Below are 26,080 nucleotides of genomic sequence, written 5' to 3'. Positions count from 1 at the left end.
TCCCGTAACAAGTTCAGGATGACAAAACGTACTAATTAATATACTTACTCAAGCGCAAAATATCCCCAAAAACACCACGCGCTGTAACTTCTGCTCCTGCTCCTGCTCCCTGAATCACGATAGGTTGCTCGCCATAACTTTCTGTAAATATTTCAAAAATCGCATCACTGCCTTTTACATGGCCTAAAGTACTATCTTCTGGAATAGATACCAATTTTACCTCTAAATTCCCCTTGTCTTGAGATAAATCACCCGACAAATCACCAACATACCGCAGTACGTGCCCTTCTTTTTGCTCGTCTTTCAAATTCTGATATTGATCGTCCAAAACTTCCAACTGACTTAAAAATTCCTCAACCGAAATATCTCGATAAGCTTCTGGTATTAAATTAAGTATTTCAACATCTTCAAACTCATTTTTCAAATCTAACTCTCTGGCCAAAATTAAAAGTTTTCTCGCCACATCATTTCCTGAAAAATCTTCACGAGGGTCGGGTTCTGTAAACCCTTTATCAACCGTTTCTCTAATTATGGCGCTAAACGGCTTATCCTGAACCGAAAAATTATTGAATAAATAACTTAGAGTTCCTGAAAACACACCACGAATCCTTGTGATATTTTCCCCAGATTCGTGGAGTAGTTTTATCGTATCAATCAGTGGTAATCCTGCACCAACCGTGGTTTCGTATAAATATTGCTTATTATGTTCGCCCAACTGCTTACGCAATTTGGTATAAAACTCATGTGAAATGGTATTGGCAATTTTGTTGGACGACACCAAATCGAATCCTGCTTCGACTAGCGGTATATAATTATTATAAAACACATCACTCGCCGTATTATCCACCGCAATCAAATTTTCTAAATGGTGATTTTTAGCATAAGTGATAATATCTTCAATAGAACTATCATAAGTACTATGTTTAATAGCTTCTTGCCAATTGGTGTTCACGCCATTTTTATCTAAAATAAGTTTTCTAGAATTCGCTATGGCAAACACATTCAAATTAATGCCTTTGCGTTTTTCAATATCGTCTTTCGATTTTAATATCTGATTAATGAGTGCGCCACCCACACCACCATGACCAAAAATGGCAATATTTATCTTTTTTGAAATTCCAAAAACTTCGCCATGAATTACATTTACTGCTTTATGCAATTGGGATTTCTTAACCACCAAACTCACATTTTTCCCTGTAACCGTATTATTAAAAAGTAAGGGAGTAATCTGGTTTTTAATCAATGCATTAAACGGCTTATGGAAAGAGCTCAACTCTATACCCACGATGGAAATCACGGCTACATCATCCACCACATCAATTTTGTTCACATCTTGAGAATAGAAATCGCTCTCAAACTCACGTTCTAAGGCAATAACAGCTTGGGTTGCTTGGTCTGCATCAATAATTAATCCAATGCCCCGTTCCGAAGACCCTTGAGACACGATACTTACACTGATACCATATTTACTTAATGCGCCAAAAATACGGGCATCCACGCCAATTTTTCCGAGTAATCCGCGACCTTCCAAATTCAACAAGGCCACATTATCTAAAATTGTTAAAGATGTTACCTCCTTGGTACTTGGTCTTGCGGTAATTAACGTACCTTCATCGTCTGCATTAAAGGTGTTTAAAATACGCAGGTTGATATTTTTTTCAACTAACGGTATAATGGTTTTAGCGTGCAATACCGATGTGCCAAAATTGGCTAATTCGTTAGCCTCACTAAACGACAGTTCCCTGATCTGTTTGGCATCTGGCACTAATACCGGGTCTGCTGTGTAAATACCACTAACATGTGTGTAGTTTTGCAGCTCTTCAGCATCTAAAAAGTTAGCTATTAAAGCAGCGGTATAATTGCTACCGTTTCTTCCTAAAGTAGTGGTTTCATTCTTTAAATTGGAGGCAATAAAACCGGTTACCACATTTACAACATCTTTATTTTTACTAAAGTAAGCCTGTGTGTTTTCTTTAGATAATTTTGATAATGGTTGTGCATTACCAAAAGATTCATCGGTTTTTATGAGTTCACGCGCATCTGTAGCTTTGGCCTTAATGCCATGTGCGTTTAAAAGATTTACAATGAGTTTCACAGATAATAATTCGCCTTGCGCCAAAATATTATCTTTCGTCTTTTTGCTGTAATCACGCAGTAAGCTTACACCTTCAAATAATTTATCCAAAACCGAAAATTCCTCAGAAAAATCGATAGTTTTCAAAGGCTCAGTTTGATAAGCTTTAAAGGCTTCTAAATCCTCTTGATAAGACTCCCCTTTTAGAGCTTTATTCAAAATAGACTCTAAATCATCAGTTGCTGCACCTCTAGCAGATACCACCACCGTAATTCTATCTCCGGCTTCAACTTTTTGTTTTATAATTGAAAGTACTGTTTTTAAGCCTTTTCCGTTGGCTAAAGATTTCCCTCCAAATTTTAATACTTTCATACGTTTTCTTTTAGAATGTGGCACAAAAATGCCTTCTACAATTTTTTCTAGTTGGTCATACTCCATTAAAAACGCATCATGCCCGTGCACCGAATGTATTTCGTTATACGTTACGTTAGGGTGAGTTAATGCTAACTGTTTATGGGTTTCTCGATTCTCCTCGGCGGTAAAAAACAAATCAGAATCCACGCCAATAATATGAATTTTTGCTTCGATGTTTTCTAACACATTAAAGTTAGTGTCCCTTCCCTTGGTAACATCAATGGTCTTCAACAATTGATTCATCAACTTATAAGCCGATAGCTGAAAACGTTCTTGCAATTTATTTCCATGGTGCAACAACCAACTCTCCACATTAAAAATCTCCAAATCATCATTTTTCGAGCGTTGAAAGCGTTCTTTAAACGATTCTGGTGTACGATAACACAACATGGCATGCATCCGCGCATCGTGTACAGGATTTTTGGAATTCAATAAAAACTGCTCTTGAATTTGGCAATTCGCAATCAACCAATCTGTAGATTTCCAATCGGTAGCCACTACAATCAAATGTTCGGTAAAATCAGGTTGTAATACTGCCATTTCCCAAGCAATACCGCCTCCTAAAGAACCACCAATAGTAGCAAACAGCCTTCCTGTTTTCAAGGTTTTAAGTCCATTTAAAAACAACTTCGCCACATCGCGTGCCACGAAATCCTTGTAATTATCAATTACAAAACCATCAAATCCGTTCCCTGGAATATTAAACGCTAAAACGGTGTATAATTTAGTATCAATTACCTTGTCCGTCCCAATTAAATCTTTCCACCAGCCATTGTCGCCAGCGACTTCGCTATTGCCTGTTAATGCATGATTTACCAATACAATTGGCGCGCTTCCAAGCGATTTACCAAATACCTGATAACTCAGTTTTATTTCTGGGTTAAGCACACCACTTTCGGTAGTGTAATCCTTAATTGTTATGTGTTGTAATTTGTGTTTCATAAGCCCTTCCCAACCTCCCCAAAGGGGAGGAATACTTACTCTTATGTTATAAAGTCGACTGGGAATTAAAACCTATCAACTTTTGTTTTATTTATTTTTTGGCGTTACCCTATCAGGTCGGGCTTTCCGCTCCAAGTCCTCGCACCTCCTTCGTCGGGCTGTGGGCTTTCCACTGCAATCCCTAACGCGGGTGTGTCTGCTAAGGCCGTTCCCAAAAGTCGTTTAACTTTTGCTTTTTACCTACTCCTAGCCCCTCCAAAGAGGGAAATGCTTACTGTTATATTTAAAATCGCACCCTCGCCTTCCTAATACCTCGACTACGCTCACTCGAACACAATACTCCGCATGAGTATGGTTCCTCCCCTTTGGGGAGGTTAGGTGGGGCTTTTATATCTTAGCAAAAGCCTGTTTTAAATCCGCCTTTAAATCTTCTATATCTTCAATACCCACCGACAATCTGATTAAATCGGTAGATACACCAGCAGAAGCTTGTTCCGCCTCATCCAATTGTTGATGCGTCGTACTTGACGGGTGAATAATTAATGATTTTGTATCACCAATATTAGCCAGCAAAGAGAAAAGCTTTGTTTCATCCGCAATGGTTTTTGCAGCATCAAAACCACCTTTATGTCCAAAGGTAACAATTCCACTCTGTCCTTGTGGTAAATATTTTTTGGCTAATGCGTTGTATTTGCTACTTTCTAGACCTGGATAATTTACCCAAGCTACTTCATCCTGAGCCTCCAACCATTTGGCCAATTCCAAAGCATTTTCACTGTGTTGCTTAATTCTAACCGGTAGCGTTTCTAAACCTTGAATGATGTTGAACGCATTTGTAGGACTCATAGCGCCACCAAAATCTCTCAACCCTTCCAAAATTAACTTAAATGTGTAAGATGCAGCTCCTAAAGCTTCATGATATTTTAAACCGTGATATCCAGCCGAAGGCTCGGTAAACTCTGGGAATTTTCCGTTGGCCCAATCAAACGTTCCAGCATCTATAATAGCGCCACCTAATGATGTGCCTTGTCCGCCAATATACTTCGTTAACGAATGTATTACAATATTTGCACCATGCTTAATAGGATTTAACAGCGCTGGCGTTGCTACCGTATTATCTACAATAAACGGAACACCTGCCGCTTTTGAATGTACCGCAATAGCCTCCAAATCCAGAACATCCAATTTTGGATTACCCAAAGATTCTACAAAAAAGGCTCTTGTGTTTTCTTGTACTGCATCGGCAAAATTATCTGGATTTGAAGCATCTACAAACGTCGTTGTAATGCCCAATCTTGGCAAGGTAACGCTTAGTAAATTATACGTTCCGCCATATAAACTGCTGGATGCTACAATATGATCGCCAGATTTTAACAAGGTTAACAATCCTGTGGAAATCGCTGCTGTTCCCGAAGCAAAGACCACAGCGCCAATACCACCTTCTACCGCTGCTAAGCGCTCCTGTAAAATTTGGTTTGTTGGGTTGTTTAAACGCGTGTAAATAAATCCTAATTCCTGCAAAGAAAAGAGGTTTGCTGCATGGTCTGAATCGTTAAACACATACGATGTTGTTTGGTAAATGGGTACCGCTCTTGTACCTCCATTGGCTTTTACATCATGCCCTGCGTGTAGGGCGTTTGTTGCTAATTTTTGATCGCTCATTTTTCTAATTTTTCTAGTTAATATTAAAACCAAAAATTCAAATGCACTTTAAAAAAGTGTACTTCATAGAAAAATGTTATTAAGAATTCTGAAATTACAGCGATGTAATTTTTTTGGTTATCTATCCAAACCAACGATGCCTGCATCGGGGTTTAAGTAGAATTTAGCACCTTCCCCGAAAAAGGTCGGGAGGTTGCTAAGGCTTCAAAGGGTCTATTCCCTCCACCTTTCTTGATAACATTTCAATAAGTGTTTGAACTTTGTGAATGCAAATATTCAATTTTAATTGTGAAAAATCCAAATTTTTCGAGAAACTATTTTCGCTTTTGTTGTATTTGCCTAAAAACTAATCCCTAATACCTACGTATAATTCACTTGATTTTGTAAAAATTTTCAGCTACTTTCGTTTACTGTAGGATACAAGTTATTAAAGTACGGCGCAAATCCGGCAATACATTAAACGAACTTCCCCAGAAAACCGCTTTACAATAGTAAAAGCATAAACCAATACAAATACACCTGCGCAAGGGATTGCAGTGGCAGCTTTTGGCGAGGCGCGCATCGAGCCAAAACTATTAACGGAAAGCCCGGACCCTCCTGCACTGAGCTTGTCGAAGTGTTGTGGGTTGCGCCCAAAAAAAATTTAATCTTGCGTTTGTAAAAACTTATCGCGAATAATTTGCCCTATAGGTCGGCTCTCAATTTTAGATTCGAGCCAAGAGATAATATCTAAATACAAGAATGCACGACTTTGGTAAGGATCGTTTTCGAATTCTTTTAATTTCTTATGGAGTTTTATAAATTCTCCTTTTACCTCATGCGGATAAATATCTCCCAGCACCCTTAAAAACTTAATAAATTCCTTTTGGACTTCGTACAGGTCTTCCATTTTAATCAGGAATTTATAGGTGCTTTTTATCAATACATCTAAGTTGTAATCTAATCCTGCTTCGTAATGCGCCACAAGGTTTAAAATTCTTGAAAAACACAGTAAATCTTCGCGCATTTGCAGCGATTTATTACTTATAATTTTATCTAAATAATAAATACATTTTTTACTGTCTCCGGCACCAAAGCACATACTCGCCATTTTGTAATAAAATACCATAACGTGGTGCTCATCAATACGGTTACCATACTTTTTTAGTTGCTCTAACACCTCATCAATAAGTGGTAACCCTTTTGTAAAACTGCCTTCTATAAAATGCAAATTAAATTTGTTGTTGTAGATGTATAAAAAGGCCAAAGATTCGTTATTATCATCTAACGGAAACCATTTTTCTTGAGTAATTTCTTCTAGCTTCGCTAAGGTTTCTTTGAACTTATTGTATTGCCGTAAATAGAACAATGCTTCTAACAAATAGTGGTTGCCTCTTAAAAAGAATACAGGGTTAAGAACAATCATGTCTTTGTTTTCGTAGAATAAACCAACCCATTTAGAGGCGTACTTGTAACAAGACAAAAAATCTACAGTTAAAAAGCTATACCATAATTTTGCTTTGTACAACCATAGTTTTTCGCGAAATCCCAGTTTATTAATGTCGTATTTTGGTAATCTATCGCGATAGTATTTATCGATAATTTGGTATTCCTCGTCATTTTTTACATAGCCTGTTTTTAAAAATAACCCGTACAATTGTAATGACAAATTAGACAGTTTACTTGCCAAAACATTCTGTAAACTCAATTCTTTCGCTTGAATGGTTAGCTCATCGGCACGATTGCTAATGCTTCTGGTAATGTATTGAGATTCTATTACTTTTTCTAACTCTACAATTTCGTAGGCTACATTTTTTTCTTCGTTGGTAATCGCTAAATTTTTGGCTTTATCTAGAATTTTCAAGCTTTGTTTGTATAGGCCTTTGTGGTATAAAATAGTAGCAAAATCTAGCTGTTCCCTAATTTGAATTCTGATGTTTTGATGTGAAGGGTTTAAACGTAAACTGATTAGAATCTGTTTGTAAAGGTGTGCTTTAAGATTGGACAATTGTTGCTTTTTTACGATGCCTTTTTTTAAAATAGTGGCCTCGTCATAAGTCTTTAATTTGTCTAAAATATTAAACAACATCAAAAACTTCGAATCCTCGTTTACACCCAATCTCCCCACGTATAATTTGAATTGTCGCTTCTCTGATTTAGAAAGCGATTTCACCAAAACAAATAAATTATCTTTTTGCTCTTTTACCATAGTCGTAAAATCAGATTTAAAAAACTGATTTTCAATTACTTAATCTATAAACATATGAGTTAAACATCGTAAAAAAAACGATATGAATAGTAGCTTTTACGAAACCAAAATATAAATTCGTGAAACAATAAGAAAATATATTCTAATAAATGTCTGATAATCACGTTCAAATTTTTGATACTACCCTTCGCGATGGAGAGCAAGTTCCTGGCTGTAAGCTAAATACGGAACAAAAACTAATTATTGCTGAACAGCTTGATAAATTGGGTGTAGATATTATTGAAGCTGGTTTTCCTGTTTCTAGCCCTGGCGATTTCAAATCGGTAGAGGAAATATCGAAAATAGTAAAAAATGCAACCGTTTGCGGACTAACACGATCTGTAGAAAACGATATAAAAGTTGCTGCTGAAGCTTTAAAATATGCCAAAACACCTAGGATACATACAGGTATTGGCACTTCGGAATCTCATATAAAATTCAAATTTAAATCTACTCAAGAAGATATCATAGAACGCGCTGTGAAAGCGGTAAGTTATGCAAAGTCTTTTGTGGAAGATGTAGAATTTTATGCTGAAGATGCCGGTAGGACCGACAATGAATATCTCGCACGCGTTTGTGAAGCTGTGATAAAAGCAGGAGCCACTGTTTTAAATATTCCTGACACTACAGGTTATTGTTTACCTCATGAATATGGCGCTAAAATAAAATACTTAAAAGAAAATGTAAAAGGTATTGATAAAGCCATTTTATCGTGCCATTGCCATAACGATTTAGGGTTGGCTACAGCCAATTCTATTGAAGGTGTAATTAACGGAGCACGCCAAATAGAATGTACGATTAATGGTATTGGTGAGCGCGCAGGAAATACAGCCTTAGAAGAGGTGGTAATGATTTTAAAGCAACACCCGTACTTAAATTTGGATACTAGAATACAAACTGAAATGTTGTACGGCGTAAGTCAGTTAGTATCTGATAGTATGGGGATTTATACACAACCAAACAAAGCCATTGTTGGTGCAAATGCATTTGCCCACAGTTCTGGAATTCACCAAGATGGTGTGATTAAAAATCGTGAGACTTACGAAATTATAGATCCTAAAGATGTTGGTGTTACCGAGTCTGCCATTGTATTAACAGCAAGAAGCGGTAGAGCAGCTTTGGCTTATAGAGCAAAGAATGTAGGCTACGAACTCACCAAGTTACAGTTGGACGAAGTTTACACTAAGTTTTTAGAGTTTGCCGATAAAAAGAAAGAGATTGATGATAACGATATTCATCAAATAATAGAATCTACGAAAGTGTATAACGAAATCACTTCATCATAACATAACGACTATGAAATTAGACATTGCTGTTTTACCAGGTGATGGCATCGGCCCTGAAGTTACTGCCGAGGCGGTCAAGGTCCTTAGGGCTATTGGTATGGCATTCGAGCATACGTTTAACTTTCAATACGGATTAGTTGGTGCCGCAGCAATAGACAAAACACAAAATCCTTTACCTGAGGAAACCATCGAACTTTGTAAAAATGCCGATGCGGTTTTGTTTGGTGCCATTGGTGATACTGCTTACGACATTGATCCTGATGCTAAAATTCGTCCAGAGCAAGGCCTCCTTGGATTACGTAAAGCCTTAGCGTTACACACCAACATTCGCCCTGTAATTGCTTATGATGATTTATTGAACAAATCGTCTTTAAAAGTAAAACAAATTAGAGACACAAACATTCTTATTTTCAGAGAGCTTACTGGTGGTATTTATTTTGGAAAAAAAACACTAAGCGCTGATGGCAATACGGCATCTGATGTTTGCGAATACCATCGTTATGAAATAGAACGCATTGCCCATGCAGCATTTAAAGCAGCCCAATCTAGAAAAGGAAAATTAACCTTAGTTGATAAAGCCAATGTTTTAGAAAGCTCTAGATTATGGCGACGCACGGTTTTAGACTTGGGAAAACAATATCCAGATGTAAAATTAGATTTTATGTTTGTTGATAATGCAGCGGTAGAACTTATAAAAAAGCCTAAACAATTTGATGTTATACTTACCGAGAATATGTTTGGTGATATTTTATCAGAAGAAGCCAGTGTTATCGTTGGCTCTATTGGACTATTAGCCTCTGCCTCGCGTGGTGATAAACATGCGATGTTTGAACCTATTCATGGCGCCTATTCCATCGCAAAAAATAAAGGTATTGCTAACCCCATTGCTTCAATTTTATCGGCAGCTATGTTATTAGACTATTTTAATTTAGCCGATGAAGCTGCTTTGGTGCGTGAAGCTGTAGACAAGTCGTTAAAACTGCATATCACCACACCAGATTTAAACACGAAATACGATAATATCTCTACGAGTAAAGTGGGTGATTTTATTGAAGACTTTATAAACAACCCAGAAGAGACTAATCTAAACTTTACGAATATTCACTTGGGGCAATCCACCATTATTTAATTTTTTGAATTAGTCACCAATACGATTAAATAGCCAAACTAAAGGATATGTCCAAAAAACGAGAGCCCAATTCTAGGGCTCTTTTTTATATATTCTTCTTTAAACACTAATCAGTATAATGCTAGGGTTTAAAAATTTCATCTCCGTTTCTTTCGATATTACTTAACTTTACTAGTGTATCTTCCTCGAAAAATATTTACCCAAAGTTGAGTGGAAATTAATAAACTACAACATACGCAGCGTATTCAACTCTTGCTCCGTTAAGTGCTTCCAGTGGCCACGCGGAATATCTTTTTTTGTTAAGTGCGCAATAGCAACACAATCAACACTAATGATATCGTATCTAAAATGTTCAAAAATGGTTCGAATAATTGTATTGCCTGTATTTTTTATTTTTAAACCAACCTCTTTTTTACTTGCGCCATCTATATAGCTAATTTCTTCAACTTCAATTAATTTACCTTCTAACTTAAATCCGTTTTGAATCTTTTTTAAATCCTCCAGTTTTAAATTTTTATCTAATTCAATGTGAAACAAACGCTCCACACCATGCTTAGAATTGGTGAATTTTTTATGAATAGTATCATCATTAGTAAATAACAACAACCCTTTAGAATTTCTGCCCAAACGACCGATAGGTTTTATTTTGGAATTCGTAGCATTTGCCACTAAATCCATTACGGTTTTGCCTTTACCTTCGCTTGTAGTAGTTGCAAAGCCTTTAGGCTTGTTTAGCAATACATAAGCCTTTTTCTCTGGGCTTATTCTAGCACCATCATAGCGTACTTCGTCTCCAGGCTTTACCTTGTAGCCCATTTCGGTGATTATTTTGCCATTTACAGCAACTAAACCTGTAGCAATATGTACATCGGCTTCACGACGAGAACATACTCCAGCATTTGCCACATATTTGTTCAAACGAATTTCATCAGAATTTCCAGAGCCTTTTTGTTCCGGCTTAGATTTTTTTATTGGAGCATTTCCTCTCGCATAACTGGTAAAACGCTTGTTTCCACTACCACGTCCTGACGGTTTCCCTTTACCTTTGCCTCCTTGTTGTCTATTCATTATTTATAATTTTGCACAAAGATATACTTAAAATTTACCATTATAGAATTTAGATTTACGAATTATTTAGTGAATTTAACTGTAGATTGTCGTTCTGTATTCACATGAAGCTGTGTAACATCGGGTCTGGAATAGTGCCCTACGGCATCAAAATTTTGTCGCTCTTCATACACCCGTTTAAAATCAATAGTTTCCACTATTAACCCCGATTTGTGTAATACCGGTTCTACAATCCATTCCCCATCTGGTCCCGCTATACAGCTACCTCCATTGGCTAAAACATCTGAGGCTTTTTCAAGTATTTTATCTAAATGCGGTGTGTCTTTCGGGAAATCGCTTTTTGACATTAAACTACTTACTGAAATTACAAAGGACCGCGACTCCCTAGCTATAAAACGTGTAATATCTTTGGTATTATGATCACTCCCGGGCCATACCGCTACATGTAAGTTTTCACCTAAACCATATAGGGCTGCTCTTGGTAGAGGCATCCAATTCTCCCAACAGTTTAACCCTCCAACGGTAAAATCTTTAAGCGGATGCACTTGTAAGCCATTACCATCTCCTGGCGCCCATGTTAAGCGCTCATCATAAGTGGGTTGTAATTTTCTGTGAACCGATTTAATTTCACCTTTTTCATTGATATAAACCAAAGATGCATAAATGCTATGTCCGCCGCGATCAACAGGACGTTCAATAACACCTAAATAAATTGCTATATTGTGTGTCTTGGCTAGCTTACAAATCCCTTCTAAATCACCATCTTCAATAGTAATAGAGTTTTTAACGTAATGCGCATGCAACGCCTTATTCACTTTTGTATTCCATTCTGCTCCACCAGTTAATGCCAACCAAAACGGATACCCAGGCACTAAACCTTCCCCAAAAACGATGAGTTCACATTGTTCTTCTGCTGCTTCAATAATGGATTGCTCTACCTTTACCAAGGTATCATGCTTACTCAACCAAACTGGTGAAATTTGAGCCAGTGCAACTTTCAATAAATTTTGCATTTAAATTCGGTTTAAAATAACACTCACATCTATCAGCAAAATACTAAATACACCTGCAAGAATTATAAATTTTAAAATATTGTGCAGTATCAAGTACTGTACTTTTGTTGTAGATTTCCACAATAATATCAAAAACACCACTAATAAAAATAAACTTAAATAAAAGAAAAGATACATATAGCCTACTTCAAAATAAAACAGTAGTAAATACATGGGAATAAGGGTTGTTACTGCTAAAACTGTCAGCATTGTTTTTGACACTTTTTCACCGTATGCTACTGGAATTGTGATATAGTTTTGAGCGACATCACCCTTAATGTTTTCTAAATCTTTAGTGAGTTCGCGCATAGAAATCATTAAAAATAAAAATATAGCGTGAACAAAAATTACTGTTTCAAAATTTTTATAATACATGAAAATGGCGAAAAACGGCGTAATGGTTAGTATTGCTGATGTAAGATTCCCTATAAACGGCAATTTCTTTAGTTTATGGGAATAAAACCAAATACCAAAAATGTAAACAGAAAAGAATATTACCGCTTTAAAGGACACATAACTCGCCATAATCACTGCAATAAAATTAAGCACGAAATAAAATGACAATTTAGTGTTTTGACTTACCAACCTATCCAATCGTGATTTTATGGGGCGGTTAATCAAATCTTTTTCAGAATCGTAAAAGCTATTGATTATATAGCCTCCTGCGATCGTTGCCGCCGAAGCTAAAACTAGCATTAAAAGGTTTACATCTAGCACAACCTCTTTTACAGGTTTATCGTAAGCCAAAATGTAAATTGACGTGAGATACTGGGCAATAACAATAATTAAAATATTATAACCTCTAACGACAGAAAACATGCTGAAAAACTTTAGCAATATATGTTTCTGTTTTCTGGAAAGCATTAAAAAAGAATTTCAAGATGAACACCCTTCGACTGCGCTCAGGGTGACTATAAAGATAAGAAATATTGCATTTTAGAAGTTATAAACTACTTCTAATTTATAATCTGAAAGTGATTGTTTTGCTTTCTCCATATCTTCGGTAAACCCAAGAATATAGCCTCCGCCACCAGAACCACATAATTTTAGATAATAGTCGTTAGTTTCAATCCCCTTTTTCCAAAGTTCATGAAACTGCTGAGGAATCATAGGTTTAAAATGATTCAGCACTATTTTAGAAAGCTGCTTTGTATTTCTGAACAAAGATTTAATATCTCCTTTCAAGAAATCGTCCACACAAGCATCAGTACGCTTTATAAATTGGTTTTTAAGCATATTTCGGAAACCTTCCTTTTTCATGTTTTCCATGAATAAGGTTACCATAGGGGCAGTTTCACCAATAATCCCAGAATCTAAAAGAAATACACCACCCTTACCTTCGCTTTGTTGCGCAGGAATGCCAGTGGCTTCAATATTATCTTTAGAATTGATTAAAATTGGAATACTCAGATAACTGTTTAAGGGATCTAATCCTGAAGAACTACCATGGAAAAACGATTCCATAGCTGAAAAGATTGACTTTAATTTCAAAAGTTTCTCTCGGGTTAAATTTTCAAGTACCGTAATTTTATCAAACGCATATTTGTCATAAATAGCTGCAACCAAGGCACCACTACTTCCAACACCATAACCCTGTGGAATTGAAGAATCGAAATACATTCCTGAGTTTACATCTTCTAATAGCCTATCTACATCAAAGCGTACGATTGCATCATCAATACCTTGTATATGTTCTACAAATCGCTTTAAACTTTCATTAGACTTTATTGCTGCTTCTGAAGGATGTTCATCTTTCTTCAGGGCACCGTTATAAAAACTATATGGAATAGACAAACCTTTGGAATCCTTGATGATACCGTATTCACCAAAGAGTAAAATTTTAGAATAAAAAAGAGGTCCTTTCATATGTAGCTATTTTATTTAGGGCTACTTGTTTAACAAATATAATATTTTTTTAAACAAAAGAATTAATAATTTTATAATTTCTCAGCACCCAAACCAATAACGTCGCAAATATACTGTCCATTTTGGCAATATGCAACTAATTCATTCTCAATAAATTCTAAGACTCTAGCTGCTTCTTGTTCAGGATAGAGCACATGTACATTAGCGCCTGCATCTAAAGTAAAACACACTTTTGAGCCTGTTTTTCTCCTAAATGCCCAAATTTTATTGATAATCTCTAATGTATTCGGTTTCATTAAGATAAAATAAGGCATACTCGTCATCATCATCGCGTGTAATGTTAAGGCTTCACTTTCAACTAAGGCTACAAACTTATCTAAATCACCTTCTTTAAATACGTCAACCATATCATTCAAATTTTTATTGGCCTGTTGAAAGCGCTCTTTTGCAAAGGGATGCCCATACATTAAATTATGCCCTACCGTACTACTTACTTGTTTTTCACCTTTATCGACTAATAAAATAGTATCCTGATAATTTTTGAAGTTTTGGTGCACTTCAAAAGGATATTTTACACCAAACAAATCCGAGCTTTCTTCAATAGCTTCATGACATCCCCAAACTACCAAATCGCCTTCTAGACTTCTACATGCGCTTCCTGAGCCTAATCTGGCTAAAAATGATGCTTTTTTGATGAAATACTCTTGATTAAAAGACCCTTCAGCTGCACTGCGATCATGCTCAGTGACATCGTTCAGGGTGACATCAGAATTAATTAATTCTTTTTCAATACTCATGAGGCACAAAGCCAATGCGCTCATTCCAGAGGCCGAGGATGCAATACCAGAACTGTGGGGAAACGTATTTGATGTTTCAATTTTAAAATGATAATCTCTTAAAAAAGGCAAGTAAACTTCTACTCTCTTAAAAAATGTTTCAATTTTTGGTTTGAAATCGTCTTTTTGATCTCCATCTAAAAACACATCAAACGAAAAGTTCGCCGTATCTTCTTTTCTTGAAAAACTAACTTTTGTTATAGTTTTACAATTACTTAAAGTAAAGCTAACGGAAGGGTTTTCAGGGATTTGGCGCTCTTTTTTTCCCCAATACTTTATCAATGCAATATTACTTGGTGACGACCAAGTAAAACTTCCACTTTCGATGTTATTTGAATATGATTTGGGAATAAAATCTTTCTCTGTCATAGTATTTATTCTGCTGACAAAGATAATAACTTTATCATTGTTTTATAGTTTCTAGCCGTTGCAGTCACTTTTAGTTTTCGCTCAAAAAAATTATTGCTAAACTTTGTCTTTCCGTAACCATTAAAAGAGTGGAAATACACACAATAATTAGTGATTAAAAATACTTCGTTAGGATATGATAATCTAGCAACCTCATCAACTAAGTTATTTTCAGGAGCAGCGTACAACATTATAAAATGACTATTCTCTTTTTGCTGTTTAGGAAATGGACATTCATCAACAATTTGCTGCAAAGCTTCTGGTTTTAGAACTAAAACTGGGACTTCAAACTCAAAATGGGATGTAATGGTGTCTTGGATTTTCAACGCTAACTTAGATGTATCCGTTTCTGAAGATTGAAAAATTACATTCCCGCTTTGTATATAAGTGTGCACATTTTCCAATCCAACATTAGTTAATAGAGCCCTAAGTTCTGCCATCGGAATTTTTTTTTGACCGCCAACATTTATACCACGAAGTAAAGCTATATATTTAATCATTTTTTTTCTTACGCCTTTTGATCTCATTCCGTCTCATAGGCATAGTATCAATTAAATTGAAGATCACGGCAGCTTTCTCAACTTTATTCGAATTAACTTTTTCACCGCCATCTAATCCAATTAATGAGATTTTAAAGCCTTTTTCAGGTTTCTTAATTTTGACTTTATTTGAATCTTGTCGTCCTTCATAAAACTCACAATTATTAGCAACGCATTTGTATATTACAATGTTTCTGTCAATGCATTTCTCTGTCTCAGCTTTAAATATATCCAACTGTGCTTCTGCTAGTTTTGAATTTTCTTCATCCGCAGAAATTATAATAACACGCTCTTTCCATCGATGTGCATCTAAGTTTTGAGACCACATAACATTAGAAATAAGACAAACCATAATTAAAAATTTCATATCAAATAGATTTCGTAATCGCTTTCGCTGCAATATATGCACCAGTCCATGCATTTTGAAAGTTAAATCCTCCTGTTACAGCATCAATATTTAAAACCTCACCTGCAAAATATAGATTTTTAACTTTTTTACTTTCAAAAGTTTTAAAATTAACTTCTTTAAGATTGACACCTCCGGCTGTAACAAACTCCTCTTTAAAAGTGCTTTTCCCATCAACATTAAAAACAGCCTTAGTGAGTTGGCCTGCTAAATTTTCTAATTGCTGTTTATTTAAATCTGCCCATCGGGTATCTTCATCCATTTGTGATGCTAAAACCAATTGGTGCCATAACCGCTTTGGAAGATTAAATTGTGTGGATTTATATACCGACTTTTTAGCTAAATCTTGTTTTAGAACTTTTAACAGCTCTAAACAATCATTAAAAGACTGTTTTATGAAATTAATTTCTATTTGAAATCTGTAATCTCTTTTGGCAAGTTCTAAAGCGCCAAATGCAGATAGTTTTAAAATTGATGGCGCACTCATACCCCAATGTGTTATCAACAACGGACCTTCACTCCATAAATTTGTATTTAAAACTTGAACCTCCACGTTTTTGGCTACAACTCCAGGAATGTCTTTTATACGTTCGTCTTCAATATTAAAAGTAAATAGAGATGGTACTGGTTGCGTTATGGTATGTCCAAGGTTTTCAAGCAATTTCCAAATTTTAGGATTGCTTCCTGTAGCTACTAAAATTTTTTCAGCTGAAAACAAACCTTGAGTTGTTTCTAATTCAAAATAATAACCACCCGACTGCTCTTGAAAAGATGTCTCTATCTTTTTTACCGAGTGATTATACAATACCTCAACCTTATATTTTTTAGCATCAGCTAAAAAACAATCTATAATGGTTTGGGAAGAATTGCTCACTGGGAACATTCTACCATCATCTTCAATTTTTAAGGGAACACCGCGCTTTTCAAACCACTCGATAGTATCTCCTGTCATAAACTGGTGAAATGGCCCTAAGAGTTCCTTTTCACCTCGTGGATAATTCAAAATTAGTTCCTGAGGGATAAATTCAGCATGCGTCACATTACAACGACCTCCTCCAGAGACCTTGACTTTGGTAAGCCCTTCCTTTCCGCGTTCTAAAATTGCAACTTTTAGATCTGGACGTTGTTCAGCTATATTAATTGCCGCAAAAAAACCTCCTGCTCCGCCTCCCACAATAATTACGTCCTTCTTAATCATATACGGTCTGGATAATCAGAAATAATGCCATCTACACCATAAGATTGTATCCTTGCAAGTGGTTTTAAGTTATTAACCGTAAAAGCAAACACCTTGTAATCCTGCTTTAATTCTTGAACAATTTCCTCAGTAAGCATGGTATAATTTACGTGAATAGAAATTGCATTAATACGTTTAGCTAAGGCAACAGATTTTTCTAAATTATTCTCTGTTAATACTCCAAGGGGAATATGTTTATTAATATTGAAAACCTCCTGCAACAAGTCTTCCTGAAAACTAGATACTATAAAGTTTTGGTATTCCCATCCTTTCTTATCTATATAAAACTTAATAATTCTCGCTGCTTCTTTTGCAGTATTATGCCCTTTAAGCTCAACATTTAGCAAGCATTTATTATCAATTAGGGTTAAAACCTGTGCTAAGGTTGGAATTTCAAAGTTACCTTTGGTTTTAAGTTTTTTTAATTCTTTATAAGTGAATTTTGAAATCTCTCCAGTGCCATTCGTCATCCTATCTAAAGTAAAATCATGAAAAACCACTAATTCTCCCGATGCACAACGATGCACATCAATTTCAATCCCATCAACACCTAATTTTAAAGCTTTTTGGATAGATGGTAAAGTATTTTCGGCAACGTGCCCTTTTACCCCTCTGTGTCCTATTTTTAGCATATTTTATTATTTATTTATTGGACGTATTAAACCTTCTTGTGCAACTGTAGCTATTAATTTACCTTCTCTTGTAAATATATTACCTCTAGCAAATCCTCTAGCATGGGATGCGCTAGGAGACTCCATAGAGTACAACAACCAGTCGGAAAAATCAAAATCCCTAAAATACCACATCGAGTGGTCCAAACTCGCTGTTATTGTATTTCCCCAATGTGCTTTACTAGCATGAGGGTTTAAGGTGGAAACCAAAATATTATAATCTGATATATAAGTTAAAATCTGCTGTTTGGTGGCCAAATCTATATTGTTAACATTGCCCTTTAATTTAAACCAAACATCATGGTTTGGCGGCAGATCTTTTGGACGTAACGGATTTGCAAATGCTGTTGGTTTAAACTCTATTGGTCTTTTTATTTCTAAAAATGTTTTTAGGCCTTTAGGCAAGGCATCACCATACTCCACCCGCAAATCTGTCCAACTTAACAACGACTCAGGTGGTTTAATACCAGACTTCATTTGTATTTGGTGCTCGTAACCTTCCTCTCGTTTATGGAAAGATGCGGCTAAAATAAAAATGGTGATTTTGTTTTGTGATGCAGTAACCCTTCTTACTGAAAAACTACCGCCATCTCTAATAACACTAACATGATAGGTAATAGGTTGCTCTAAATCGCCAGCTTCTAAAAAATAGGCGTGCATGGAATGTAAAATTCTTTGGTTGGTAATGGTTCTGCTAGCTGCATTTAGCGCTTGAGCCAGAACTTGCCCTCCAAAAACAATGGGACTGCCCACTGTTTTACTTTCTCCATTAAATTCGTTATCACTTATTTTATCTAATACTAGAAGATTTAGCAAATCATCAACCGTCGTCATATACAAAATTTCAATTTCACCATAAAATTATTAAATTATAAGAGGCTTTACACCAAGTTTTATAAATAGTTTAAGAATTTTAATTTTTTAATACCTTTTGAAGGTGTTATTTTTCAGAAAAAAGAAAAAACAGCATGTATTATTTTCAAAAATTACTAGTTCTTACTTTTTTTCTTACTTCTTGCCATACAGGAAAATTGAATGTTTTAGGTGATTTATCAGGTAGCTTAAAAGAAGCCTCGGCAATTGAAAAGGTGGCACACTCTGATTTGCTTTGGACTATTGAAGACGCTGGAAATAAAAATAACATTTACGGCATAGACCTTAAGGGCAATATTGTAAAAGACATAGATATTAGCAACTCCAGTAACATCGATTGGGAAGACTTAACTTCAGATAAACAGGGTAATCTATACATTGGCGATTTTGGTAACAACAGCAAAAACCGTGATGATTTTACCATTTATAAAGTTTCTAATTTAAAAGATGATGAGGCCAACGCAGAACGCATTAATTTCTTATTACCTAAAAAAATGAAATCCGAGGATTTTGAAGCGTTTTTTCTTTTAAACGATTACTTCTATATTTTTAGTAAAGAGAATAAATCTACAAAGCTCTTTAAAGTCCCAAACCAGATCGGAAAACATACTGCTGAATATATCGCGGAACTCGAATTAAAAGACAAACGTACTAAAATAACTTCGGCAGATATAAGCAATGATGGAAAAACCATTGTTTTACTCAATCATGATAAGCTTTGGAAAATTACTAATTTTAAGGACGATAATTTTTTTGAAGGTGATATACAAAAACTAAGCTTTGAGCATAAATCCCAAAAAGAAGGCATTTGTTTTAAAAGCAATAGCGACGTTTACATTACAGATGAAAAAGACAAAAGCGAAGGCGGTAACCTTTACAATTTTAAACTTAACTAAAAATTCAGTCCAAATCCAAAAGAAAAACGCAACCCTTCTACACTGTTGAAAAAGTTGAATGTTCCAGATAAACTTTCGGCTGCAGTAATCCAAAAACCGCCACCATAATCGTTATGCCATAGTTTTGAAGTGTCATTTTTTACCCATACACGCCCTACATCTGCACCTGTAAAAACGCCTATTTGCAAAGGTAATGTGCTTGTTTTAAATGACGGAAAACTGTAACGCAAATCTGCACTACCAACAAATGAATTTTGACCCGTAAAACGCTCAGTTCTAAAGCCACGCAATCCATTTCTTCCCCCAATATTGGCTGCTTGATAAAATATTAAATCATCGCCTATTCTAAATTGGGCCCGCATATCGGTTTTTAACACCAGCTTTTTATTTCTCGTAATTGAATTGTAAAATCCGAGATTGGTATTTATGTAACCGTAGGTATTTTTTGTGTCCTCAAATTCTGTTTTACCTCCCACCTGTAACATAAAGGTCATGGCTTTTTTGGGGTTGATTTTATCATCGAAACTTGAATAATTGAATTGTGCTTCTAACCCACCGAAAAAACGACGCTCATAGAAGGCTTCGTTAGTAGCTGGCACAAAGTCATTGGTAATAAATCTATTATCTGTATCATCTAACTTTATACCCTCAAAAATAGCTCTTATCCCATAATCACTACCAAAATTCCCTTTCTTCAAAATACCTGCTTTTAAAGCCATGATACTGGTTTTTACACGATTGTAATCCAAATCTAAATCATCATCATTATTTACTGTTTCATTACCATAGCCAAAGAAATTATTCGTGAAATTTGCAGAGGTAAATTGCCCGCCGATATGTAAATTCCAGTCGTTCATAATGTTTGCAAATTCACCGTCGTAGTTTAACGAAAACCCTTCTGTTGCAAAATAATATCCACCTTTATATCTATGTTGTTGCGAATACGGATTTCTTTGAAACCCTTTGGTTGTTTTAACATACTGCATGCCTAGTAAAAAACCATCATCTGGATTAAAACCTATAGCAGGTGTAATTACACTGGTTTTTGTGATGTTTTTATTAAAATCGAATAAATTCAATTTATACACATCGGTTAACCTTATGGTACCACCTTTATTTTCTTTAATCGTGTTCTTTTTACTTTCATGGTCGTAGACCTTAACTCGTCTGCCATTTTTAATGATGTATGTGTCATTTTCCTGACCTCCAATAAGGCGAATAAAAATAGGATTATTGGCTTTTCCTTTTACCTCAAAAATATCTTTATCATCCAGTCCATATATCCACATTTCCTTGGTTATATCGCGCTTGAATGTTTTATCCACCAAAACATCAGCTTTTTCGCCACCTTTAATTCTAGAAATTTTAACATGTGTTTCATTATCACCGCTTCGGGTAACTTCAATATAGTCGTCTTTATCTGTACCTGTTAAAATCACTAATGTATTCAGGTAATTATAGTAACGTGTAGCTATATCTAAAAGATTGGTGCGTCTTCCTTTTAATTTTTCTTTTATTTCTTTCAGCGTTTCATCTTGCACCTCCTCTGGCACTTTTTTAAATGCCTTATCAATAATGGCATCTGTAACGTTATCTTGAAGAAATTTAGCCTGTTTTAACCAAGTTTCTTTATCTGCTTGCTGTATTAAAACACGATCTAATTTAATCCCAGCTGCATTCATCCATTCTACATGTTCCAGCTTCTCGTCGTATACCTGTAACTGTTTGGTAGAGCCAGAAATAATACGCATTACATCCAACAAAGCACCATCAAAATTAGAAAACACCTGATCTCTGTCTCTTGGAATCGGTCTGTAATAATGGGCACCATTCTCCATATCAAACTGCGCCCAACGCCATTGGTCTTGGTGTCTATCCCAATCGCCAATCAGCATATCAAATAAACGCGCCCTTATAAAAGCGTTCTCATCTATTTTATGTTCTTCGTCTTCTCTAATTTTTTCAATAATATCGTGTGTGCTTTCTAAATCATCAGCATAACCAAAATTCTTCTCTTCCGCATAATTTTCTTCAGGACGCTCTTCAATCATATATAATTCCCCTCCATACTCCTCATTAAAATCCCCTAAATGCTTATGCTTAGGAATAAAATACAAATATGGATTAGTATGATAAATGCCTGCAGCATCCGATAAATCTGGCACAACAGTAAAAGCGTAAGGATGCGCTGCGGTATAGAAGTCTAAGATTAACTCCTCAACTTCTGTTTTTTCAAATTCATCTTGAATATAGGTATCTTTAAATAATACCGTTTGTAAATACTGGGTAGCACTTTTGCGAAGTGCCCTCATATTTAATTCCCTACCGTCTTTAGTTTTTAAACGTAATGAGCGTGTTTGATGCCCGCCGCCTTTTCTAACAACTTCTAAACCTCCAAACAATGTATCTAATGTTGCAACCTTAGCCTTAATTTTTGTACTGTACACATCTCGATAATGGTCTCCCCAAACCGATTCAAAAAAACCAGACACATCTGTTTCTTCCTTGGAATAAATAGACACTTCAACTTCCTGAGGGAAGGCATCTGGGAGCTCGGATATATCATATTGTTTTTTTGCTGGAAAAATTTCTTTTGTGAACACAATTTCTGGCCGACCTTGTTTGGCACTATAATATCGCACCCAACTACTACCGTCCTTGAACACGGTTAATTCTGCAAAACCTTCGCCTCCATAAGAAAACAGACCATTGTCACTAATTTCAGCATACGACTCTTTGGCACCTGAACCTGAAACAATTTGCTTAATGGTCTCCTGTTCTATATACTGTAGCGTATGTTCATGACCTGAAACAAACACCAAATTTTCTGAGTCTATGGCCATGGTTTCCAAACGATTCATTAATTCATTATAGCGTTCATTATAGCGGTCTTGAATAGAAACACCTCCTTGTGTGCGTAATTGTGTTATTAAAGACCCAATTATGGGTAATGGGATTTTTTGCTGAAATGGAAATAAGTGTTTTATAGCTGCGTATTTCCCACCATGAGTACCATTAGTGTACATAGGGTGATGCATGGCGAATACAATCGTTTTATTTTGTGCTTTTTTTAGCTCGCCTTCAACTTCAATAAAAAACCGTTCTCGGGTTTTTATTTCACATTTATCATTGATTGTGGGATGATCGTTCCAATTTTCCAAATACCATTCTGTATCTATAATTATCAATTGAATGGTTTCACCTATGTCAATGCTTTCTAAAGGACAGCCATTTTCTGGCTGAAATGTGTTTTTCCCTAAAGCATCTTCTATATATTTTTCTTGCCGTTTTAAGCCCTTAACACCATTGGCATACCAATCGTGATTTCCTGGAATAAATACAACCTCACCTTTAAAACCAGACAAAGATTTAACTTGGGCGTCCAAAGCGTTTTCAGCTTCCTTCCTGCCTTTTTCATCTTTTTTGGGCAAGCCTGAAGGATAAATATTATCTCCTAAAAAAATAGCGTAATCACCTTTTGTGCTTTTAGTCTTTGTATAAGTATTAAATGCGCTTAACGCATTAGACATACCGCCCATAGGTGACTTTCCAGCATCTCCAACTAGATAAAACGTTTTATCTATTTCTTTATTTGGAAACTGGGTTTGTTGGTGGTTCTCATTAGCATATTGTGGTGCATAAGTAGCACATGCACTAAGTAGTAACATTGATATAGTAACTGAAAATAGTTTACTTAACTTCATATATTTTTGTTTCGACATGTAAAATTAGGAAAAACAAACTCCTAAATATATTGCATTTACACTAATTATTAGTGCGAATGCTAGTGTTAGTTAATTCCAAGATAGTCTACTACGCTCTTTCCAGTACAATTCTGAAGCTATGCTCAGTTCTTTCAATTCATCTAATTCTTCTTTCAACAATTTAAAACGCATTACTTTTAAATTATCTCGTAATTGTGCGATAGTTGAAGCCCCACTCAACGCATACGTTGGCTGTAAACTATCCATTACAAAACGTAAAGCGATAGCATCAATACCTACATCGTATTTTTTTGATAGTCGATTTAAAATTTGATACGCATTTTTATAATTCTTGAACTTTTCATTTGGGAAAACCCTTCCGTTAGCTAATGCCTCCTTTATAATAACTTCTTTACCATTTGATAGAGCTGATTTTAAAATAGCAAAAGTATCTTGCTCAAATACATTATAAGTTACTTGAAAACTATCAAATATATCTTCATTTTCAATTTGAATTTTTAAAGCAGAAGCGATGACTTCCTTCTGATTTGCGCCACTAGTTGTAATACCAATTTTTAAACCTGTTTTGTTTTTTATTTGGTGTAATTGAAGCAAAACAGCTTCATTTTCAAGAATACCACTATCAAAAGTTGCAGAATGTACTTGGTAGTATTTTAAATTTGGCAATAATGCTTTTGAAACCTGCCATTGCTCTAATAATTTTTCTAAAGAATGTTCTTTTACCTCGTGTTTTCCTGTAAAACCAAGCTCCCAATTTGCTACATAGGTATAGCCCCATTTTGTTCCTAGAATTGCATCTTTATGGTTTCTTTTAACATTCCATTCTTGTAAAAATGCTTCCCCTTTTCCATATGAAGGTGCTGTATCAAAATAACGGACTCCTAAATTATAAGCTTCATCTAAAACCGAAAGTGAATTTTCTTTAAAATATTTTTCAGATTTATCAATAGCATCATTATCTCTAATATTAATGTATTCTGGCCGTCCTAAAGCCGCAAGCCCCAAACCAATTTTTGTTTTGCTATTACTCATTAATCTATCATTTCAGTTTCTATTACAGTTTCAGACAACAAAGTACGATGCACAGGGCACTTAGAGGCTATTTCTTTTAATTTTGCTTTTTGGGTTTCATCCAAATCTCCAATAAATTTTAGACGTTTTTGTAAATGGTCAATTCGTTTTGGCTCGTCTATGTCTAACATTAAATCATCACTATGCTTTTTAGAATACGTAATATACGCATACACCTCTTGCAAATCCCATTTCTTGCGTTCAGCATACATTTTTAACGTCATTACAGTACATGCTGCCAATCCTGCACTTAAAAAATCATATGGAGAAGGTCCAAAATCATCACCTCCAATAGATTCTGGTTCATCAGCAATAAAACTGTGTTTTTTGGTTTGAATTGATGTTGTAAAATTATCATCCACTAAATTTAAATGTGCTACCAACTGTTCTCCATTGGTATCTAATACGGTGTTATCCTGAGGCTCAAAATACCTATCAGCCCAAGTGCCTATAACATTCCCAACGTATTTACTGTCTTTTGAATTAGACAGTAAGTGATCTGCATTGTCTAAACTCACAAAACTTTTTGGATGATGTGCATTATGATACAACTCGTGTGCATTATTAATACCAACAATCCGGTCAAAAGGCGCATGCATAATCAGCAATGGTTTTCTTAAGTTTTGGGTAATTTCAGGTAAATCTATGTTGCTAAAATCTTCAACAAATTGATTATTAATCTTGAATGGTCTTCCACCAATATTTATTTCAACCTCTCCTTTTTGTTTTACCTCTTCAATACCATGAGAAAACAAATGCGTCACATGACTTACAGTTGAAGGCGCCCCAACTGTAGCCACTGCTTTTATATTCTCCAATTTTGAAGCCGCAACAATTACAGCGGCTCCACCTAGTGAATGACCAACTAATAGTCCTGGGGCTTTATAGTTTTTGGTAATAAAATCATTAACCGCTATTAAATCATCTACATTGGCCGAGAAATAACTTTCGGCAAATTCACCTTCACTTCGTCCCAATCCTGTAAAGTCAAAACGAACTACGCCAAAACCATGAGACGTTAGTGCTCTACTAATATTTTTTACCGCAGACAAATTACTATTGCAGGTAAAGCAATGTGCAAAAATGGCAAAGTAATGTGGTTTCTGGTCTGCTGGTAATTCCAAATAGGCCTGTAAATTATGACCCTTGGTGTTTCTTATAGTAAGCCTTTCGCGATTCATTAGTTAAATGTTTTAATTTATTTTTATCTGTAAATATTGAAAACTTATCCAGTAGTATTTGTAGCTTTGGATTGATAAAACTTTCACAAAACGGTTTCTCGGGGTTATTGAAATAGTAGTTTTGAATTTGCTTTCGTGACGCCCTAAACCCATTAAAAGGTAATACCTGAGTTACTAATTGATTTTGAAATTGAAACTGCAATAGTCTCAATTGAGCTATGGCTATATATTTTTGGGCTTCTGAAAACGTATAAACCGCAGAGCGGTATTTCATTCTCATAGAATGGTTTGATGTACTTCTATGTGTATGTAAATGAATTTCAATAAGCACCCCAATTGAAATCTTGGTGGTGTCAAAATGAACAATTACAGCTTCTGAAAATGCTGCATTTTCATCAATTGAAGCTACAAAACCTTGTTCAACTTCTAAAACCCCTACTAGAGATTGAAACACTGCCTCTGTGCACCAATGACACCCACCGCCAAATGCTATTTTATCTTTCATTTTAAAACTGCA

At 35.4% G+C, this 26,080-nt stretch carries 20 protein-coding genes and 1 riboswitch; of the genes, 3 read left to right on the top strand and 17 right to left on the bottom strand.

Annotation, left to right across the window (positions count from 1 at the left end; genetic code table 11):
* Positions 1–31: 31 nt before the first annotated feature.
* The 3 genes from thrA to BMY39_RS04420 all read right to left on the bottom strand — a co-directional run bounded on the left by thrA (position 32) and on the right by BMY39_RS04420 (position 7,280).
* Positions 32–3,430 (bottom strand): bifunctional aspartate kinase/homoserine dehydrogenase I, encoded by a 3,399-nt coding sequence (gene thrA, locus BMY39_RS04430; RefSeq protein WP_092576028.1) that lies wholly within the window; start codon positions 3,428–3,430, stop codon positions 32–34.
* A gap of 387 nt (positions 3,431–3,817) precedes the next feature.
* Complete coding sequence (locus BMY39_RS04425) at positions 3,818–5,092, bottom strand: O-acetylhomoserine aminocarboxypropyltransferase/cysteine synthase family protein (protein WP_092576025.1); 1,275 nt, start codon at positions 5,090–5,092, stop codon at positions 3,818–3,820.
* Positions 5,093–5,206: 114 nt separating this feature from the next.
* Positions 5,207–5,333: riboswitch (SAM riboswitch) on the bottom strand.
* A gap of 402 nt (positions 5,334–5,735) precedes the next feature.
* Positions 5,736–7,280 carry a hypothetical protein gene (locus BMY39_RS04420; RefSeq protein WP_092576022.1) on the bottom strand — a complete coding sequence of 515 codons (1,545 nt, stop codon included), beginning with the start codon at positions 7,278–7,280 and terminating at the stop codon, positions 5,736–5,738.
* 149 nt (positions 7,281–7,429) lie between these two features.
* On the opposite strand from BMY39_RS04420, the gene BMY39_RS04415 reads away from it, so the two are divergent.
* Both BMY39_RS04415 and leuB read left to right on the top strand, forming a co-directional pair.
* Positions 7,430–8,605, top strand: a complete 1,176-nt coding sequence (locus BMY39_RS04415) for a 2-isopropylmalate synthase (protein ID WP_092576019.1) — start codon at positions 7,430–7,432, stop codon at positions 8,603–8,605.
* A gap of 10 nt (positions 8,606–8,615) precedes the next feature.
* The gene (gene leuB, locus BMY39_RS04410) at positions 8,616–9,734 is read left to right on the top strand and encodes a 3-isopropylmalate dehydrogenase (protein ID WP_092576015.1); all 1,119 of its coding nucleotides are present in this window, start codon (positions 8,616–8,618) and stop codon (positions 9,732–9,734) included.
* 225 nt (positions 9,735–9,959) lie between these two features.
* On the opposite strand, the gene BMY39_RS04405 is transcribed toward leuB, so the two are convergent.
* From BMY39_RS04405 to BMY39_RS04360, 10 genes are all read right to left on the bottom strand, one after another.
* Complete coding sequence (locus tag BMY39_RS04405) at positions 9,960–10,802, bottom strand: pseudouridine synthase (protein WP_092576012.1); 843 nt, start codon at positions 10,800–10,802, stop codon at positions 9,960–9,962.
* A gap of 62 nt (positions 10,803–10,864) precedes the next feature.
* Positions 10,865–11,815 (bottom strand): carbon-nitrogen hydrolase family protein, encoded by a 951-nt coding sequence (locus BMY39_RS04400; protein WP_092576006.1) that lies wholly within the window; start codon positions 11,813–11,815, stop codon positions 10,865–10,867.
* Complete coding sequence (locus tag BMY39_RS04395; protein ID WP_092576001.1) at positions 11,816–12,718, bottom strand: geranylgeranylglycerol-phosphate geranylgeranyltransferase; 903 nt, start codon at positions 12,716–12,718, stop codon at positions 11,816–11,818.
* Positions 12,719–12,790: 72 nt separating this feature from the next.
* Complete coding sequence (locus tag BMY39_RS04390) at positions 12,791–13,720, bottom strand: mevalonate kinase family protein (protein ID WP_092575996.1); 930 nt, start codon at positions 13,718–13,720, stop codon at positions 12,791–12,793.
* Between the two features lie 71 nt (positions 13,721–13,791).
* Positions 13,792–14,925, bottom strand: coding sequence for a diphosphomevalonate decarboxylase (locus tag BMY39_RS04385; protein ID WP_092575993.1), 1,134 nt, complete (start codon positions 14,923–14,925; stop codon positions 13,792–13,794).
* Between the two features lie 5 nt (positions 14,926–14,930).
* Complete coding sequence (locus BMY39_RS04380; protein WP_245738163.1) at positions 14,931–15,491, bottom strand: DUF1697 domain-containing protein; 561 nt, start codon at positions 15,489–15,491, stop codon at positions 14,931–14,933.
* Positions 15,457–15,870, bottom strand: coding sequence for a DUF4174 domain-containing protein (locus BMY39_RS04375; protein ID WP_177176541.1), 414 nt, complete (start codon positions 15,868–15,870; stop codon positions 15,457–15,459). Before BMY39_RS04375 ends, BMY39_RS04380 begins: the two co-directional genes overlap by 35 nt.
* A 1-nt stretch (position 15,871) precedes the next feature.
* A complete protein-coding gene (locus tag BMY39_RS04370; RefSeq protein WP_092575985.1) occupies positions 15,872–17,107 on the bottom strand; it encodes a BaiN/RdsA family NAD(P)/FAD-dependent oxidoreductase in 1,236 nt (411 codons plus the stop codon).
* Positions 17,104–17,778, bottom strand: a complete 675-nt coding sequence (locus tag BMY39_RS04365) for a glycerophosphodiester phosphodiesterase (RefSeq protein WP_092575981.1) — start codon at positions 17,776–17,778, stop codon at positions 17,104–17,106. The genes BMY39_RS04370 and BMY39_RS04365 overlap by 4 nt, the downstream gene beginning before the upstream one ends.
* Before the next feature lie 6 nt (positions 17,779–17,784).
* A complete protein-coding gene (locus BMY39_RS04360) occupies positions 17,785–18,651 on the bottom strand; it encodes an acyl-CoA thioesterase (protein WP_092575978.1) in 867 nt (288 codons plus the stop codon).
* A 134-nt stretch (positions 18,652–18,785) separates the two neighbouring features.
* On the opposite strand from BMY39_RS04360, the gene BMY39_RS04355 reads away from it, so the two are divergent.
* Positions 18,786–19,586, top strand: a complete 801-nt coding sequence (locus BMY39_RS04355) for a hypothetical protein (RefSeq protein ID WP_092575975.1) — start codon at positions 18,786–18,788, stop codon at positions 19,584–19,586.
* Here the strand turns inward: BMY39_RS04355 and BMY39_RS04350 are convergent.
* The 4 genes from BMY39_RS04350 to BMY39_RS04335 form a co-directional block, all read right to left on the bottom strand.
* Positions 19,583–23,290: a metallophosphoesterase gene (locus BMY39_RS04350; RefSeq protein WP_092575972.1), complete on the bottom strand. Its 3,708-nt coding sequence runs from the start codon at positions 23,288–23,290 to the stop codon at positions 19,583–19,585. The two genes, BMY39_RS04355 and BMY39_RS04350, sit on opposite strands and share 4 nt — an antisense overlap.
* A gap of 90 nt (positions 23,291–23,380) precedes the next feature.
* Complete coding sequence (locus BMY39_RS04345; protein ID WP_092575967.1) at positions 23,381–24,343, bottom strand: aldo/keto reductase; 963 nt, start codon at positions 24,341–24,343, stop codon at positions 23,381–23,383.
* Positions 24,343–25,563, bottom strand: coding sequence for a bifunctional alpha/beta hydrolase/OsmC family protein (locus BMY39_RS04340; RefSeq protein WP_092575964.1), 1,221 nt, complete (start codon positions 25,561–25,563; stop codon positions 24,343–24,345). The genes BMY39_RS04345 and BMY39_RS04340 overlap by 1 nt, the downstream gene beginning before the upstream one ends.
* A complete protein-coding gene (locus BMY39_RS04335; RefSeq protein WP_092575961.1) occupies positions 25,520–26,068 on the bottom strand; it encodes a peptide-methionine (S)-S-oxide reductase in 549 nt (182 codons plus the stop codon). Before BMY39_RS04335 ends, BMY39_RS04340 begins: the two co-directional genes overlap by 44 nt.
* Between the last annotated feature and the right edge of the window lie 12 nt (positions 26,069–26,080).

The sequence above is a fragment of the Hyunsoonleella jejuensis genome, from assembly GCF_900111025.1.
In the GTDB taxonomy this organism is placed as follows: Bacteria; Bacteroidota; Bacteroidia; order Flavobacteriales; family Flavobacteriaceae; genus Jejuia; species Jejuia jejuensis.
Note: the sequence above shows the minus strand (reverse complement) of the source record. Positions and strands in the feature narration are given on the sequence as shown.

Excerpts from the sequence above, each read along its gene's own strand:
- BMY39_RS04340 (WP_092575964.1), bottom strand. The coding sequence starts at position 25,563 with ATGAATCGCGAAAGGCTTACTATAAGAAACACCAAGGGTCATAATTTA.
- BMY39_RS04370 (WP_092575985.1), bottom strand. The coding sequence starts at position 17,107 with ATGATTAAGAAGGACGTAATTATTGTGGGAGGCGGAGCAGGAGGTTTT.
- BMY39_RS04385 (WP_092575993.1), bottom strand. The coding sequence starts at position 14,925 with ATGACAGAGAAAGATTTTATTCCCAAATCATATTCAAATAACATCGAA.
- BMY39_RS04345 (WP_092575967.1), bottom strand. The coding sequence starts at position 24,343 with ATGAGTAATAGCAAAACAAAAATTGGTTTGGGGCTTGCGGCTTTAGGA.
- BMY39_RS04400 (WP_092576006.1), bottom strand. The coding sequence starts at position 11,815 with ATGCAAAATTTATTGAAAGTTGCACTGGCTCAAATTTCACCAGTTTGG.
- BMY39_RS04335 (WP_092575961.1), bottom strand. The coding sequence starts at position 26,068 with ATGAAAGATAAAATAGCATTTGGCGGTGGGTGTCATTGGTGCACAGAG.
- BMY39_RS04365 (WP_092575981.1), bottom strand. The coding sequence starts at position 17,778 with ATGCTAAAAATAGGACACAGAGGGGTAAAAGGGCACGTTGCCGAAAAT.
- BMY39_RS04350 (WP_092575972.1), bottom strand. The coding sequence starts at position 23,290 with ATGAAGTTAAGTAAACTATTTTCAGTTACTATATCAATGTTACTACTT.
- thrA (WP_092576028.1), bottom strand. The coding sequence starts at position 3,430 with ATGAAACACAAATTACAACACATAACAATTAAGGATTACACTACCGAA.
- BMY39_RS04420 (WP_092576022.1), bottom strand. The coding sequence starts at position 7,280 with ATGGTAAAAGAGCAAAAAGATAATTTATTTGTTTTGGTGAAATCGCTT.
- BMY39_RS04425 (WP_092576025.1), bottom strand. The coding sequence starts at position 5,092 with ATGAGCGATCAAAAATTAGCAACAAACGCCCTACACGCAGGGCATGAT.
- BMY39_RS04405 (WP_092576012.1), bottom strand. The coding sequence starts at position 10,802 with ATGAATAGACAACAAGGAGGCAAAGGTAAAGGGAAACCGTCAGGACGT.
- BMY39_RS04415 (WP_092576019.1), top strand. The coding sequence starts at position 7,430 with ATGTCTGATAATCACGTTCAAATTTTTGATACTACCCTTCGCGATGGA.
- BMY39_RS04395 (WP_092576001.1), bottom strand. The coding sequence starts at position 12,718 with ATGCTTTCCAGAAAACAGAAACATATATTGCTAAAGTTTTTCAGCATG.
- BMY39_RS04375 (WP_177176541.1), bottom strand. The coding sequence starts at position 15,870 with ATGAAATTTTTAATTATGGTTTGTCTTATTTCTAATGTTATGTGGTCT.
- BMY39_RS04360 (WP_092575978.1), bottom strand. The coding sequence starts at position 18,651 with ATGACGACGGTTGATGATTTGCTAAATCTTCTAGTATTAGATAAAATA.
- BMY39_RS04390 (WP_092575996.1), bottom strand. The coding sequence starts at position 13,720 with ATGAAAGGACCTCTTTTTTATTCTAAAATTTTACTCTTTGGTGAATAC.
- BMY39_RS04355 (WP_092575975.1), top strand. The coding sequence starts at position 18,786 with ATGTATTATTTTCAAAAATTACTAGTTCTTACTTTTTTTCTTACTTCT.
- BMY39_RS04380 (WP_245738163.1), bottom strand. The coding sequence starts at position 15,491 with ATGAGATCAAAAGGCGTAAGAAAAAAAATGATTAAATATATAGCTTTA.
- leuB (WP_092576015.1), top strand. The coding sequence starts at position 8,616 with ATGAAATTAGACATTGCTGTTTTACCAGGTGATGGCATCGGCCCTGAA.